The organism is Bowmanella dokdonensis, assembly GCF_017254865.1.
Lineage (GTDB): Bacteria > Pseudomonadota > Gammaproteobacteria > Enterobacterales > Alteromonadaceae > Bowmanella > Bowmanella dokdonensis.
In genome coordinates this window covers 53,331-68,558 of sequence record NZ_JAFKCV010000003.1, presented here as the reverse complement: position 1 = coordinate 68,558, position 15,228 = coordinate 53,331, and the positions used below count along the sequence as shown (strand labels likewise).

The 15,228-nt window shown below is 53.3% G+C and carries 16 protein-coding genes, 1 tRNA gene and 1 riboswitch; of the genes, 7 read left to right on the top strand and 10 right to left on the bottom strand.

Annotated elements, in window-relative coordinates:
* Positions 1-9: 9 nt before the first annotated feature.
* From rimI to J0A66_RS06175, 9 genes are all read right to left on the bottom strand, one after another.
* Positions 10-462, bottom strand: a complete 453-nt coding sequence (gene rimI / locus J0A66_RS06215; RefSeq protein ID WP_338143869.1) for a ribosomal protein S18-alanine N-acetyltransferase — start codon at positions 460-462, stop codon at positions 10-12.
* Positions 459-809, bottom strand: a complete 351-nt coding sequence (locus J0A66_RS06210; RefSeq protein WP_206572935.1) for a hypothetical protein — start codon at positions 807-809, stop codon at positions 459-461. The genes rimI and J0A66_RS06210 overlap by 4 nt, the downstream gene beginning before the upstream one ends.
* A 656-nt stretch (positions 810-1,465) precedes the next feature.
* Positions 1,466-1,542, bottom strand: a tRNA-Trp gene (locus J0A66_RS06205).
* Between the two features lie 90 nt (positions 1,543-1,632).
* Positions 1,633-2,430, bottom strand: a complete 798-nt coding sequence (locus J0A66_RS06200) for a choline/ethanolamine kinase family protein (protein WP_206572934.1) — start codon at positions 2,428-2,430, stop codon at positions 1,633-1,635.
* A complete protein-coding gene (gene pnuC, locus J0A66_RS06195) occupies positions 2,408-3,016 on the bottom strand; it encodes a nicotinamide riboside transporter PnuC (RefSeq protein WP_338143868.1) in 609 nt (202 codons plus the stop codon). The genes J0A66_RS06200 and pnuC overlap by 23 nt, the downstream gene beginning before the upstream one ends.
* The gene (locus J0A66_RS06190; protein ID WP_206572933.1) at positions 3,016-3,273 is read right to left on the bottom strand and encodes a hypothetical protein; all 258 of its coding nucleotides are present in this window, start codon (positions 3,271-3,273) and stop codon (positions 3,016-3,018) included. Before J0A66_RS06190 ends, pnuC begins: the two co-directional genes overlap by 1 nt.
* A gap of 12 nt (positions 3,274-3,285) precedes the next feature.
* Entirely contained in the window at positions 3,286-5,355 is a 2,070-nt protein-coding gene (locus J0A66_RS06185) for a TonB-dependent receptor (RefSeq protein ID WP_241264057.1), read from the bottom strand.
* A 67-nt stretch (positions 5,356-5,422) separates the two neighbouring features.
* Positions 5,423-5,579: riboswitch (TPP riboswitch) on the bottom strand.
* A 50-nt stretch (positions 5,580-5,629) separates the two neighbouring features.
* A complete protein-coding gene (locus J0A66_RS06180; RefSeq protein WP_206572932.1) occupies positions 5,630-6,223 on the bottom strand; it encodes a DUF502 domain-containing protein in 594 nt (197 codons plus the stop codon).
* Between the two features lie 65 nt (positions 6,224-6,288).
* Positions 6,289-7,161, bottom strand: a complete 873-nt coding sequence (locus J0A66_RS06175; protein WP_206572931.1) for an MBL fold metallo-hydrolase — start codon at positions 7,159-7,161, stop codon at positions 6,289-6,291.
* A 96-nt stretch (positions 7,162-7,257) separates the two neighbouring features.
* Here J0A66_RS06175 and J0A66_RS06170 point away from each other — a divergent pair, with 96 nt between their 5' ends.
* The 7 genes from J0A66_RS06170 (at position 7,258) to J0A66_RS06140 (ending at position 13,837) form a co-directional block, all read left to right on the top strand.
* Positions 7,258-8,010 (top strand): sulfite exporter TauE/SafE family protein, encoded by a 753-nt coding sequence (locus J0A66_RS06170; RefSeq protein ID WP_206572930.1) that lies wholly within the window; start codon positions 7,258-7,260, stop codon positions 8,008-8,010.
* Complete coding sequence (locus tag J0A66_RS06165; protein ID WP_241264056.1) at positions 8,007-8,396, top strand: rhodanese-like domain-containing protein; 390 nt, start codon at positions 8,007-8,009, stop codon at positions 8,394-8,396. Before J0A66_RS06170 ends, J0A66_RS06165 begins: the two co-directional genes overlap by 4 nt.
* Positions 8,397-8,608: 212 nt before the next feature.
* Positions 8,609-11,155, top strand: coding sequence for an efflux RND transporter permease subunit (locus J0A66_RS06160; RefSeq protein ID WP_206572929.1), 2,547 nt, complete (start codon positions 8,609-8,611; stop codon positions 11,153-11,155).
* Positions 11,155-11,952 carry an outer membrane lipoprotein-sorting protein gene (locus J0A66_RS06155; protein ID WP_206573295.1) on the top strand — a complete coding sequence of 266 codons (798 nt, stop codon included), beginning with the start codon at positions 11,155-11,157 and terminating at the stop codon, positions 11,950-11,952. The genes J0A66_RS06160 and J0A66_RS06155 overlap by 1 nt, the downstream gene beginning before the upstream one ends.
* A 4-nt stretch (positions 11,953-11,956) precedes the next feature.
* Positions 11,957-13,237, top strand: a complete 1,281-nt coding sequence (locus tag J0A66_RS06150; protein WP_206572928.1) for a hypothetical protein — start codon at positions 11,957-11,959, stop codon at positions 13,235-13,237.
* A gap of 57 nt (positions 13,238-13,294) precedes the next feature.
* Complete coding sequence (locus J0A66_RS06145) at positions 13,295-13,516, top strand: YgaP family membrane protein (protein WP_206572927.1); 222 nt, start codon at positions 13,295-13,297, stop codon at positions 13,514-13,516.
* A gap of 18 nt (positions 13,517-13,534) precedes the next feature.
* Positions 13,535-13,837, top strand: coding sequence for an ArsR/SmtB family transcription factor (locus J0A66_RS06140; protein ID WP_206572926.1), 303 nt, complete (start codon positions 13,535-13,537; stop codon positions 13,835-13,837).
* A gap of 14 nt (positions 13,838-13,851) precedes the next feature.
* Here the strand turns inward: J0A66_RS06140 and J0A66_RS06135 are convergent, their stop codons facing one another.
* On the bottom strand, positions 13,852-15,177 hold the full coding sequence (locus J0A66_RS06135) for a sigma-54 interaction domain-containing protein (RefSeq protein WP_241264055.1): 1,326 nt from the start codon (positions 15,175-15,177) through the stop codon (positions 13,852-13,854).
* Positions 15,178-15,228: the final 51 nt, after the last annotated feature.

Sequence of the window (15,228 nt, the reverse complement as noted above, 5' to 3'; positions counted from 1 at the left end):
GCTTGCGGACTAACTTTTAATAGTTAAATCCGCGAGTTTCATAATCAGGGCATCTTCCCTGCCCTGTTCAGTGGGATAGTAATTTTTGCGGGTTTCGATGACCTGGAAGCCATTTTTACGGTAAAGATAGATAGCGCCCTGGTTGGAAACCCGGACCTCCAGCCAGATCTCGCTTATCCCCTTGTCGCGGCACTGCATAAGGAAATGATCCAGCAGTGGCTGAGACAAGCCTTTTCCTCGCGCCTGTGGAGCCAGGCCGATATCCATCAGGGTCCCCTCATCAAGAACCTGTAAGCCAACATAAAACCCCAGCAGTTGCTGGCCCTGCATCATCTGCCAGGCAAAGTACTGCCCCTCAAGACAGCTGGCAAACGTTTCTTGGCACCAGGGATATTGATGACACTGGCGCTGAAGCTCATAGGCCGGCAGATAATTATCGCCATTAAGGAGCTGAAAATTCACCTTAGCTGCAGGGCTTGCCATAAGGCACGTTTTAATCCAGGTTGGGTACTGAGGGTGGAAGGGGCCGGACATTTCAGCGTCTGACCATCGAAGCAGATGTCATCCGCCACGTGCCAGGTCACCTCTGCTGATCGCTCAATAAAAAGAAGCGCCTGCTGGATATCCTGCCACATGGGGTGATTGGCGATAGCTTGCGGAGTGGGTTGTTCGGCGGCTACCGCCTGCTTAGGGTGCGCTGGCGTCGGCTCGGCTTCAGCAGCCAATTCTGTCGGCGGCTGGCGCAGACGGTACTGCACTATGCCCATCTCGGCCAGGATCGCTTGTTGGTAAGGGGTGATACTTTTCATCGGGTGAAGATTAGCATGAAGCGGAATTTCAGTGATAGCTGGAATTGATTCAGGAGTGCCCCAGGCGGTGAGATATTACGGGCCTCCTTTCCTTCGTGTCCTCACCCACCATGATTAACCATCAGCAGCTTTAACCGGCCTGGGCAGCAGGTGAGACACAAGGATGCGGCGAATAAAACGCTCCTGGTGAATTTGTCGAACCCGTGGGGGTCCTCACCCTCCGCCCTATTGCTTTATTCCGGGTACAAAAAAACCAGCAATTACGCTGGTTTCTTCTTAATTCGTGGCAGGGGCGGAGGGATTACAAAATACTTCCTGTATTTTGCCCTGCGGGCCGTCGCCAGAAGGCGGCGACGTTCAAATTCGTTCCCTACGAATTTGTCGAACCCGTGGGGGTCCTCACCCTCCGCCCTATTGCTTTATTCCGGGTACAAAAAAACCAGCAATTACGCTGGTTTCTTCTTAATTCGTGGCAGGGGCGGAGGGATTACAAAGTACTTCCTGTATTTTGCCCTGCGGGCCGTCGCCAGAAGGCGGCGACGTTCAAATTCGTTCCCTACGAATTTGTCGAACCCGTGGGGGTCCTCACCCTCCGCCTTATTGCTTTATTCCGGGTACAAAAAAACCAGCAGTTACGCTGGTTTCTTCTTAATTCGTGGCAGGGGCGGAGGGATTCGAACCCCCAACCGTCGGTTTTGGAGACCGCTGTTCTACCAATTGGAACTACGCCCCTGCAATGGAGGCAGAATTATACCCATGCAAGACCAAAGGTAAAGGGAATTTGCCCGCTTTGCTGTTTAAATGAGTATTTGTTGTGCAAAGGCTAATTAGCCTTTTCCTCTGCTCTGGCAGCCAGGTACCAGAGATGATTGGTGAACTCTGCCAGCGGTATCACATACTCTACCCTTTCGCTGACAAACTGACCGGTGAATCCCCTCAGGGTGGCATACTCCTGGCACAGTTGCTGGCTTTCCAGGCGGCTCAGGCCATTAACCAATATTGCGTTGGCCAGATCAAAGAATGGGCAGGAAAGGGCCGCGTATTCCCAGTCCAGGGTCATTCTATCCTCAGACAGGCAGATATGGCCAAACGACAGGTCATGATGACAAAACACACGCTTGTCCAGTGCCTGCCATATCTTGCCGTAATGCCGGGATTTTTCCATCAGCGCCGGCTGCCGGCTGCCGGCCTTTTGCAGATAAAACTGCCAGTCCCGAAGCAGATCCAGGGGTGACACCTCGACAGGCAAATCATGAATTGCTGCCAACCGTTGAGCCAACTTTGCCACCTTTTCACGATTGTTCAGTGGACTGTCCATCAGAGAAGGACTGTCCAACCATTGTTCCAGCATAAAGTCCTGGCGGACAGATAAATACAAAGGCTTGGGTGCAAATCCCTGAGCAGCCAATTCATGCTGTAAAGCGAATTGTCGCTGCCGATCTAATCTGGCCGGGCCCTGCGCGGCAAAACACTTCAGGAAGAACTGCTTTCCCTTGGCCGTCAGGCAGAAATTGTGATTAACCGCGCCGGCCCGGATAAGTTGTAAAGTGTATTTTTCACCAATCCAGTCCAGCTTATTCAGTTCATGCCGGATGGCCTCAGGAAGCATCTGGCTGAGCAATATACTCTCCCCGCCACTTGAGATACCCATAGGCGGCAAAGGCCACGTAACTGACAAACAGCAGTCCGGTCAGATAAAGCCCTGAATGCCAGTAGAGCCAGGCGGCCAGGGCATTGATCACTATCCAGTAAAGCCAGTTCTCCAAAACTTTCTGGGTCACCAGATAGGTGGTGAACAGGCTGAAGACTGTCACCAGGGCATCCAGATACAGGTAGTCACTGATAAAAAAGTCAGACAAGCCGGCTGCCAGCGCCCAACCAATTAACAGCAAACCCGCGATGACGGGAAGATGGAAGGTCCAGTTGTATTCCTTCAGACCATTCAGGGTCTGATCCTCTATTCTTCGCCAGTTCAACCATCCATAGACAGCCATGCCCAGGTAGTAGAGATTAAGCAGGGTTTGCAACGGCAGCGTATGCTCCCAGAACAGCCAACTGTAAATACCGGTACTGATAAGGGCACAGGGCCAGCACCAGATACTCTGGCGGGCAGCCAACCACACATAGGCGATAGCCAATAACACAGCTATTACCTCCCAGATTGACTGACTCGCCCATTGTTGGGCGAGCATGTCATACCAGGCCACTATTTACCTGACCCCATGGCATCGCCATTGAGGAACTTACAGACAAATACCGCCTGACCTATCTCCTGATGACTGCGCTGCATCTCCTCAGCCAGTATCTGCAAAGTGACCAGATAATCACCACTCACCCTAGTACTGGTGCTGGTGGTCTCCACCTCCAGCTCCGAGTATTGGTTGAGCCTGTCGATAAAGGTCTGAATAGGGGCAATATATTTGTCCACCAGTGGGTAAAGGGAAATCTCGGCAACTATTTTCATACTGCATCTCACTTAGAACAGATAATCCAGGCTCACACCCAGCATGCGGCCGTCACCCAACTGATAATAGGGTTCGGGCGCTTCATAAAACTCCCTGGGATCGTTGTTAAAGCCGCCGAATCCGCGCACCTGGTATTCTTTATCAAACAGATTGTGCCCCCAGACAGCGAAAGTCCAGTCTTTGTACTGATAGGAAAGGCGGGTATGCACCAACACATAGGCGTCGGATTGCTCGTTATGGCCATCGGAGAAATAGAATTCATCCTTGCCATCGGCTTCCAGATGCCAGCGCAGACTGTCAGTGATATCCCAGTCCATTCCCAGATTAAAGGTATAGCGTGGAGACTGGGCCTGCTCCCGTTCTTCCACATAGGAGCCATCGGCACGCTCATAGCCTTCGAAGGTCGCCCTGAGCCAACCCAGGTTGGCAAACACCGACCAGGCAGACGTAACCTGCCATTGAGTCTCCAACTCCAGACCATAGTTGTTGCCGTTATCGGCATTGTCGATCACATCGATAAAGTCAGCCGTGCCGTCTTCACGGATCAGCACATCAAAATCACTGACCTGGGTATCATCCCGCTGCATGTAAAAGGCGGCCAGGCGAATATTGCCACGTCCGTCGGCGGTACTGCCTTTGACCCCCAGCTCATAGTTCCAGCTATATTCGGGGTTAAAGATACGTTTTTCATCACTTACCCGCTCATCCGGGTTGAAGCCACTGGCCTTATAGCCACGGTAGATCCCGGCATAAACCAGTGCTTGTTCATTCACCTGATGATCCAGCACCAGTTTACCGCCCACTATGGTATCTTTGAGGGACTCGGTAAAGCCGTTGCTGTCCCGATAATCGATAGTGAAGCGATCGACCCGCAATCCGAATGTCAGACGGGTCTGGTCTGAGAAATGGGTCTGCGTCTGACCGTACAGCGCGATATTGTCCGGCTGATAGTTGCTGAAAAAATCAGACTCTGCGTAAGTGTATTGACGCGCAAGGTCTTCATCAGTGGATTTGGCATACAATCCCAGCACCCAGTCGGTGCTGCCGGAAAATATGCGCCCTTCTTCATCTGACAAAGCCCTCACTTCCAGTGCCCGGGTATCCCGTTCACGGTAATAGGCATCGAAGGAACTGTATTCCCAGGGGTGAAAGCCCACATAGGTCCAGTCCTCGTCATAGGCATAGCCGATATCCGAATCGGAGACAGAACCAATGGCCACCAGACGCCCCCAATCTAACTGCCAGTCAGCCTTAAGACTCAATGCATGAGTTTTCTGGCGATCGAAGCCGGGCTCATCGGAGCGGGTCTGGCGGGTATTCTCCAGCGAGAAGGCATCATAGCCGTTATCGATATCAAAATGCTGGTAATTCAGGCTCAAACTCAGATCGTCGCTGACCAGGTATTTAAGCTTGAAACGCCCGGTCAGCTCATCTTTATTCTGGGTATCATCCCGGCCAAGATAGGTGTTCTCCATAAAGCCGTCACTGCGATACTGCTGAACCGCCACCCGGTATTTCAGCTTTTCGCTGAGATCACCGCCCTGGGCCAGGCCCAGGGACCAGGTATCCTGTTCGGCCAGGCTCAGGCTGACACGGCCTGGCTGGTCGCTTCCGGCTTCCACTGTCTGGATCTTAATCACCCCCGCCAGGGCATTAGCACCAACCTCCGTGGCCTGGGGGCCTTTAAGCACTTCCACCTGCTGCACATCAAATAGCGTACCGATGGCGGCAATGCCGGAAAAATCCATCTCATCAATAACAAACCCTACAGAAGGATTGATGGGCTCGGCAAACTGACTGCGTTCGCCAATACCGCGGATTTGCACAAAGCGGCCCCGTGAGGCACCGGCGGAAAAATTCACATTGGGGGCGACATTAAGTATCTGTTCCAGATGCTGAGCCTGGCGATGTCGAATCTGCTCCTGATCCACCACTGATACGCTGGCGGGCAGGGTCTGCAGACTCTGGGCGTTAAAATCAGAGGTAACGACGATACGCTCAATTGAGTCGGCTTCACTGGCCAGGGCCGGATTGCAGGCCATGGCAATAGAAAAGGATAAGGCTGTAAGTCTTGCTGTCATTGGGATCTTCTCTTAACAATCTGAAAAGATCCGGGTTCGCGGCAGGTCAATGGGACTGATAGCGGGGCGGGGCCCTTTAAACCATTCCTACGCCGGTATTATCCGGATCAGGTGTAAGGGTTCCCGCCTTGTCCATAGTTGGATGGGCGAATCTCAGCCTCTAATCCAATTCCTGTCAGACCCCGTCTGCCACAAATTGATGTACGGCACCCCTTGGCTTGCAGAAAAACGTTAAGTTCTCCTGACTCGGCGCGGATTGTAGCAAGCCTGCAGGCTAGCGCAAGGTCTCCTTGCGTACCCTGGCCTGACTGATGTGGGCCGTCAGGACCTGTTGCATTGCTTGTTGCACCGGCATATCCAATGCTTCACAGCGAGAGCGTGGTAAGTAAAGTAGGTGCCCCCCCACCTGATAACTCAGTGGCACATAGACGGCGATGATATCGTCCCCTTGTGCAAAAGGAATGGTCTCGTTAGTGACAAAGCCAATCATGCGGATATCTTCATGCAGGGTGACCAGCACGACTTTTTTCAGCTCATCCTGACCGGAGCTGGAAAACAGGCGCATGATATCCCTGGCGCTGCCGTAGAGAGTCTTGACCAGCGGGATCCGCTCCAGCAGGCCTTCCAGCAAGGTAAACAGCTGTGACAGCAGATACGCCTGAACCAGCAACCCCAGTACAAAAATAATGATCAGCCCTGATACCAATCCCATACCGGGCAGGTACCAGCCCACCGGTAACAGGTATTCCAAAGGTACTCTGAGCAGAGACTCGGACCAGTTGAAAAACCAGTACAACGCACCAAAAGTAATGGCGATGGGCAGACTGAACAACAGTCCACGGGTAAAGGTTTGCGACAGGGATTTCATGACAGGCCCGGCTGAGTAACAGGGCCTGCAATGTAGCATTGCCAGTGCCGGCAAATAAAGAGGAGCTACTGTGATTTGCCCAGTAAATTGAGCGGGAGCTTCAGGTATGACACACCGTTGTCTTCCTGTGGCGGCATTTTACCGGCGCGGATATTCACCTGAATACTGGGAAGGATCAGCCTGGGCAACCCCAGGGTCTTGTCCCGGCGACTGCGTTTGTCCACAAACTCGGCGGTTTTTGTAGTCTCACCGATATGCACATTGGCCCGCTTGTGCTCGGCTACGGTGGCCACATACTTTAGCTCCCGACCGCCTGGCTGATAGTCGTGACAGACATAGATGCGGGTGTCATCGGGTAACGCATAGAGCTTTTGCACCGAAGCATAGAGCAGCTCGGGACTGCCTCCTGGAAAATCGCAGCGAGCCGTACCCGCATCCGGCATAAACAGACTGTCGCCGACAAAGGCGTTGCCGTCGATCAGATAGGTCAGGCTGTCATTGGTATGGCCCGGCGTAGCCAGCACCTGTCCCCGTATAGCCCCAAGCTTGAAGTCATCCCCTTCCTCAAACAAATGATCGAAGTCACTGCCATCTGCTTTCAGGCTGTCTTTTAAATTGAAGATTTCACTGAATGTCTGCTGGACCCTGGCAATGCCTCTGCCGATGGCAATCCTGCCACCAAGTTGCTGCTTGATATACTGAGCAGCGGTCAGATGATCGGCATGGGCGTGGGTTTCCAGGATCCATACCAGTTTCAGTTTATGCTGCCTTATATAGTCAATTAACTGATCGGCAAACTCTGTGCCTGTGTGCCCTGAAGCCTGCTCAAAGTCCAGGGCAGGGTCAATCACGGCCGCTTCGCCGCTTTGTGGATCCCGGATCACATAGCTCAGCGTTGAGGTCGGCTGATGAAAAAAGGCTTGAACCTGAATAGACATGATTTTCTCCCCACTGATATTTTCCACCTTGTAATTTAGCAACTCACGAATTAATATACAACCAATCGGTATAAGTTATTCCTATATGAGATAAACATGCAACTGGTCTTGTTTGCTGCTTCTGGCATCGGTCTCAGCCTGGGGATTTTCGGTTCCGGAGGCTCGGTGCTCACCCTACCGCTGTTGGTCTACCTGCTCAACCAGGAAGCTAAGGTGGCCGTGGCAGGTTCGCTTTTTATTGTTGCCCTTATAAGCGGCAGTACACTGCTTTTCGGGCCGGCCAGGCGACAGATTGTGTGGCGAATTGCCCTGATGATGGCAGTGGCGGGCATTTTGGGTTCGCAGGCAGGGGCCTGGCTTGCTGGCGCAGTGAGAGGCGAGATCCAACTGCTGACCTTCGCCATGCTGATGCTACTGGCCGCTGGCAGCATGTGGAAGACACTGTCCACCACCCCAAACAAGACTAATATGGCTAAGGTGTTTGTGGCAGGACTGGGGGCCGGAGCACTCACCAGCTTCACAGGCGCCGGCGGCGGTTTTATTTTACTGCCCCTGCTAAGCCGTTACGCCTCTTTGGATTTTTTCCATGCCCGTGCCACCAGCCTGCTGCTAATCTTCAGCAATGCCCTGTTCGGATTGTCTGCCAATCTCTACAACCAGCCCAAACTGGTCAACGAATTGGACTGGATGCTGCTGGTGACCCTAGGCGTAATTGGTGTCGTCGGCAGTCTGGCCGGTCAGCACTGGTCAGCCAACTGGCCACAACAAGCACTCAGAAGAGGGTTTGCTGTGTTATTGGCGCTAATCGCCCTGTTCATTATTAGCCACAATCTGATGGAGGTCATATGATCAAAACTGCCCCGCAACTGGTGGAAGAAGTCAAGCAAGGCATTAAGGAGGTCCCTGTTACAACCCTGGAGAATCAGCTTGCTCACAAAATTGTTCTGATCGATGTCCGGGAACCGGATGAATACCTGCAAGGCTTTATCCCAGGGGCCGTCAACCTTCCCCGGGGCATTCTGGAGACCAGCCTGACCACGCTTCCACAGGCCAAAGGGGCTGAAGCCCCGTTAGATGAGCTTGCCCAGCACGAGATCTATTTATATTGCCGCAGCGGGGCCCGTTCTGCCCTGGCCACCGAGTCGTTGATGCGAATGGGCTTTAACCGGGTTTACTCGGTGGCGGGCGGATTTGAAGCCTGGAAAAAAGCTGATCTTCGCATAGAAATGCCCTGAGCAGTGTGGGAAGGGCGCCCAGCCCTTCCTTGTCATTAAACTTTGATGTTTTTTTGATCTGGATCCAGTCCTGATATCCGGGACAGGGTCAGACTGTTGGCAGCGTTCCCTTCCAACCCTCTATTTTAGTAAAATACGAAATAATAGATGACAAGATAACCTAGACTCGCTATATTTCGCTATTATCTAAATTAGATACACAGGAAATAGATATGGCCGATTCCCTCATCCAATTCGCCATCCACCGGCGAAAACTGGTCTACTGGACCCTGTTGCTCTTGACGCTGGTACTGGTGGCACAACTGCCCCGCATCCGCATTGATACAGACCCGGAAAACATGCTACCTCAGGACAATGCGGCCAGACAGTTTCACAATCAGACCAAACAGACCTTTTCCATGCACGACACCATTGTGGTGGGCGTGGTTAATCCAGAAGGGATCTACCAGAGTCATAGCCTGCAAGCCTTGTTTGAAGTGACCGAGTTTGCTGCAGGGTTGGACGGTGTGGTTCAGGCCGATCTGATGTCGCTGGCCAATGTGGACAACATCATCCAGGAAGGGCCCGGTACCTTGCGTTTCGAATGGATGATGAAATCGCCCCCCGGGGATCGCGAGGCAGCCGAGCGGATCCGTGTTCAGGCAGAGCGCCTCCCCCTGTTGTTCAATACCCTGGTCTCAGAAGACGGTCAGGCGGCCGCTTTGTATGTGCCCATAGTGGACAAGAACCAAAGCTATGCCATCGCTCAGCAACTTCGGGAGTTTATCCGGGGTCTTGACAACCAAGATGACTGGCATATCACCGGACTGCCGGTGGCGGAAGACAGATTCGGCTATGAGATGTTTGTGCAAATGGGTATCTCCGCCCCCCTGGCCGGCTTAACCATATTTATCCTGTTATGGGTGTTCTTCCGCAATATTCCTTTTATCACGGCGCCTATGATCGTGGCCATGGCCACTGTGCTGATTACCATGGGACTGTTGATTGGTATGGGTTTTACCGTGCATATCATGTCCTCCATGATCGCAATATTCCTGATGCCCATCGCGGTGGTGGACTCGGTGCATATCCTCTCTGAGTTTGCCGATCGCTATGAGTCCGGAAAAGACCCGAAACAGGTTATCCGCCAGGTGATGGGACACCTGTTTACACCCATGCTGTTTACCTCCATCACCTCTACCATCGGCTTTCTATCCCTGATGCTCACCCCCATCCCGCCGGTGCAGGTGTTCGGAGCTTTTGTAGGATTCGGCATTATGCTGGCCTTCCTGCTTACGGTGATTTTTGTGCCTGCTTATCTGGCCGGCCTCAGTGACAATACCCTTAACCGCCTGACCCAGGGGCTGCCAGATGAAAGCCAGTCCAGGCTGACGCCGGCCCTGATAGCCCTGGGCAGGTTGGCCGGCAGCCATGCCAAGCTCTGGGTGATGGGCTTTGTGGCGCTTTTTGCGGTGTCGTTATACGGTATCAGCCTGATCCAGATAAATGACAACCCGGTGCGCTGGTTTAAGGCCGATCATGAACTGCGCATTGCAGACCGGGTACTTAATCAGCATTTTGCCGGCACTTATGATGCCTACCTGGTTTTACAAACTGAGGGGCAGGCCATTCAGCCTGCGATTAACGCCATTTCCACCCTGGCCGCCGAGCCGGCCTTGTCGGATGATCTCCGTCTGTGGTTAAACCAACTGAGTCAGCAACTCAGTAAGGGTCAGGACCTGTCCGCCGCTTTGTTGGATATTGAAGATAAGCTTTTCAGTGCAAGTTCCACCGAGGAGGAATTGCTCAGCACACTATTGTCGCAACTGGAAGCCATTGGCAGTGAGGCGAAACGCTTCCTGGATCCGGCGGTACTGAGCTATATGAGTCAATTGCAAATTTACCTGCAGGAAACCGGACTGGTGGGCAAGTCCAACAGCCTGGCTGATATCGTCAAGACGGTAAATCGTGAATTGCACTCTGGCCAGGATAAGGATTTCGTGCTGCCCGACAGCAGTAACGGGGTGGCCCAGACTCTTCTGCAGTACCAGTCGTCCCACCGTCCGCAGGACTTGTGGCACTTTGTCACTCCAGACTACCGGCAAAGCCTCATCTGGCTGCAACTGACCAGCGGTGATAATCAGGATATGACGGCGGTGATGGATAAGGTGCGGACCTATCTGGACCTCCACCCGCTGCCCGAAGGCCTGACCCTGAACTGGGCCGGCAAAGCCTACCTGAACGTCATCTGGCAGCAGCAGATGGTTGAGGGCATGCTGGACAGCCTGATGAGCGCCTTTGTTATCGTGATGCTGATGATGATGCTGCTGTTTCGCTCCATTCTGTTTGGGGTACTGGCGATGTTGCCCCTGACCCTGACCATCACCCTGATCTATGGTCTTATCGGTTGGCTGGGTAAGGATTATGATATGCCTATCGCGGTGCTCTCGGCCTTGACCCTGGGTTTGTCCGTGGACTTTGCCATTCACTTTATCGAACGCTTCAGGGCAACCCTGAGCCAGCATAAAGACTGGCAAACCACCTTAGCCCTGATGTTCGAGGAGCCGGCACGGGCCATCAGTCGCAATGCCATCGTGATCGCCATGGGCTTTACCCCCTTGCTGTTCGCCCCGCTGGTGCCCTATATCACAGTGGGGGTGTTTCTGGCCAGTATTATGGCCATCTCAGCCCTGGTGACCCTGGTCATGCTACCTGCGGTAATGACCCTGCTGCGGCGCTGGCTGTTTAAATCCCTGAACCTGAATGAAGAGAAACCATGATGAAAAAGCTGTCATTGGCTGCGCTGGCCGCCGGCTTGCTGGCGGGCTCTTCCCTGAACGCTGCAGAAGTGGATATCAACGCCATCGTCAAACAGGCCGAACAAGCCGCTTACTACGCCGGAGAGGACGGCCGCAGTGCCGCCCGTATGATGATTACCGATGCCCAGGGGCGCAAACAATTACGCCAGTTTATTATTTTGCGCAAGGACCAATCAGACGGCGGCGATCAGGACATGCTGGTGTTCTTCTCACGCCCAGCCGATGTGCGGGGAACGGTGTTCAGGGTCAGTAAGCACAAAGACCGGGACGATGATCGCTGGCTGTACCTGCCTGGCCTGGATCTGGTTAAACGCATCTCTGCCGGCGACAAGCGTACCTCTTTTGTCGGTTCGCATTTTTTCTATGAGGATGTATCGGGCCGCAATACGGATCAGGACAATTTTACCCTGCTTGAGGAAACCGACAGTCAATACCGCCTTCAGGCTGTTCCCAAACAGCCTGATACGGTGGAGTTTACCCGCTATGAGGTGAGCATCGACAAGCAGACCATGCTGCCGATGCTGATCCGCTTTTTCGATGCCAAAGACCGTGAATATAGAAAAGTGGAAGCCCTGAAAGTGGAGACCATCGAAGGCTACCCCACTGTCACTCATTCGCGCATCCAGGATCTGCAAAATGGCGGAGAGACAGAAATGCAGTTTCGTTTTATCAGCTATGACCTGGGCCTGCCGGATGACATCTTCTCCGAGCGCAGCCTGCGAAACCCTCCCGGCCAATGGCTGGATTTAAAGGAATAGCCTGATGTTTCGCCTCAGTGCAGTACTACTGATGCTGGCCGTTCCTGTGCTGGCCCAAACCACCTCCCAGGATGAATGGCAGGATTGGGGGGCAGAAGACTGGGACTTTGCCACACAGACAGCCTCGACGCCTGTGCATGGTTTTGCCGAGCTGGCGTTGGGCACTCGGGTGGTGGACAGTCCGTTCCATTCAGGTACCAGTCTGCAGGATGCCAGGCTGAGGCTGGAAAGCCAGTACCAGTGGAACGGGATCAGTCTGGTAGCAAAGCTGGACGGTTACTATGACGGTGTATTGGACAATTGGTCGGGTCGTACCCGGGAATTGTCCGCACAATTCACCCCCCTTAAGAATCTGGATATCAAGGCAGGCAGGCAAATCCTGACCTGGGGAACAGGAGATTACTTGTTTCTCAACGACCTTTTCCCCAAGGACTGGCAGTCATTTTTTGCCGGTCGGGATGACGAGTACCTCAAGGCCCCTTCCGATGCGGTAAAAGTCTCGGCCTACTATGACCTGGTCAATATCAACCTGGTGTGGACGCCACAGTTCGATCCGGATAATTACATAAGTGGCGATTATTTCTCTTTCTTCAGCCCCTGGGCCGGTGGCCTGATTGCCCCACAACCAGGGCTGTCTGCGCAAACGCCGAACAATGACGAATGGGCATTGCGGTTGTATCGCACTATCGAAAGCCTGGAACTGGCTTTCTACGGCTATGACGGCCATCACAAGAGCCCCAAATCCCTTACCGAAACCGGTCTGCCAACCTTTAGCAGACTCAGAGCCTGGGGCGCCTCGGCCAGAATGCCCCTGGGCGCGGGGCTGGCCAATCTGGAAATTTCCCATCACCAGAGCCTGGATGACGGCAACGGCGATAATCCGCGTATTCCCAACAGTCAGTGGTTGGTGCTGGTCGGCTATGAACAGGAACTGGTGACGCGACTGACCGGGGCTTTCCAGTTTTATTTGGAACATACCAGCGACTATGCCGCCCTGCTCACTTACTCCCCCTTTACCCAATGGGAAACCGAACAGAACCGAACTCTGGTTACCACCAGGCTGACCTGGCGCAATGCCACCGATGATCTGAGCCTGTCTCTATTCGCCTTTTTCTCACCCAGTGACGAAGATGCCTACCTGCGCCCCTCGCTGGATTACCGGTTAAATGACCAGTGGAGTCTGGCCGGCGGCCTGAATTTATTTTCTGGACGCGACCAGCACAGTTTCTTTGGTCAGTTTGAAGACAACAGCAATGCCTGGCTGCGTGTCAGATACAGCTTCTGAAGTGATTGGTTGGTCGCGCCAACTGATAAGTGACAAAACGATAAGAGGAGAAAGTAAATGAGTGTCGAGCGTGCCCTGACTGCCTTTGCCGGCTTTATGGTGCTATTATCCGTGGCCCTGACCGTTTGGGTCCACCCTTATTTTATCTGGTTGACGGTATTTGTCGGTGCCAACCTGTTCCAACAATCCTTCACCGGATTTTGCCCGGCCACCCTCTTTATGCGCCGGGTAATGGGTCTGAAAACAGAAGCCGAGCTGGCCAAAACCCGGCTGCCCTGAAATGACGAGGTAGATTAAATGTCGACACTGGAACTGCATCAACAGGAGGCCGAACAGGCAGCGGCTTTCTTGCGCTCCATCGCCAATCAGCACCGCCTGCAGATCCTGTGTCGGCTTGCTTTAGGTGAAATGAATGTGGGCGAACTGCACAAGCCGTTTGATCTCAGTGCCTCGGCTTTCTCCCAGCATCTGGCGGTCCTGCGACAACAGGGGCTGGTAAAATGTCGTAAGGAAGCGCAAACCATTTACTACAGTATCAAGGATCCTGACACCCTGAAGTTTATGCAACTACTAAAGGACAAATTCTGTCCGCATCTGTAACGCCGACGGACTGATTACTGAACGCCTATGCGGTTCTTCTCTCTGGCCAACTTCAGGCCATGCTTTTGCAACTTTCTGTAAAGGGTACGGGGGCTGACTCCCATCCTCTGGGCCAACTCATCCAGTGTGCCAGGAAATGTCTGACAGGCACGGGATAGATACTCCCCCTCAACCTTTTCCAGGGTGGTCCAGTCGTTGTCCGTTGCGGAGGGAGAAGGCAACCGACGAGAAACATGTGTGGGTAAATCTTCCAGGTGGATGCCGTCCTCCTCGGTCATCAGGCAAGCCTGCTCAACCAGGCTTTTCAGCTCTCTGATATTACCCGGAAAATTGTGCTGACAGATAGCCCCCATGGCCGCAGGGGTAAACTGCTTATGCCGCTGACCCACAGATTCAAGAAACTGTTGTACCAGTAACGGAATATCCTCAGCTCTTTCCCTTAAAGGGGGAAGCCGTACGGTAAAGCCTGCAATACGGTAGAAGAGATCCTGGCGAAACTGACCGGCTTCCACCATCTCCAGCAGATCCTTGTGGGTGGCACAGACCAGGCGGAAGTCAGACTGTTTTGGATGCAGCCCGCCCACCGCTCTGAAACTGCGGGTTTCCAGCAGTCTGAGCAACTTGACCTGCAAGTTGAGTGGCACATCCCCTATCTCATCAAAAAACACCGTCCCGCCATGGGCCACTTCAATCAGCCCTTTTTTGCTGGATGTGGCGCCGGTAAAGGCCCCCTTTTCATAGCCGAATAACTCGCTTTCGAACAGGCTTTCATTCAGACCGGTACATTCGATGATCACAAAGGGGCGACCAGCCCTGTGACTGGCATCATGGATTGCCCGTGCAACCAGCTCCTTACCGGTGCCGGTTTCGCCCTGCAGCAGGACGCTGATATCGCTTACAGCGCAGCGATTGATGCTGTTCAGCATCTGGCGAAAGCTCTGGGAATTGCCGATCATCTTGTTGTCCTTCACCTCTGATGAGGCGAATTCCACTTTGTCGAGAACTTCCAGAAATCCAAGGGTCATGCCAGCTTCATCTTTCACCGGCCTCATCAGTATGTTGCAGTATTGTCTTCCCTTTCCGGTTTCATGAACATGCACTACGCGAGTCGAACGACCGGTTTGCTGGCATACCTGCATAGGGCAATCTTCGCCATGCTTATCACAAGGCTGCTCCGAGCCATGTGAAATCTGATGGCAGCGGCTGCTACCGGCCTGCACGGACAGGCTATAGGTATCCTGGTAAGCCTGATTGACTGCCAGGATCCGGTAATCCGGACCAATAAAGATGGCCGGCTTGTCGATGGCAGCGATCATGGCCTGAATCACGGAGAGGTTCATTTGTCAGCTTTGACAGTCACCTGAGAGAATTACTGCCATATTTGTCACAAC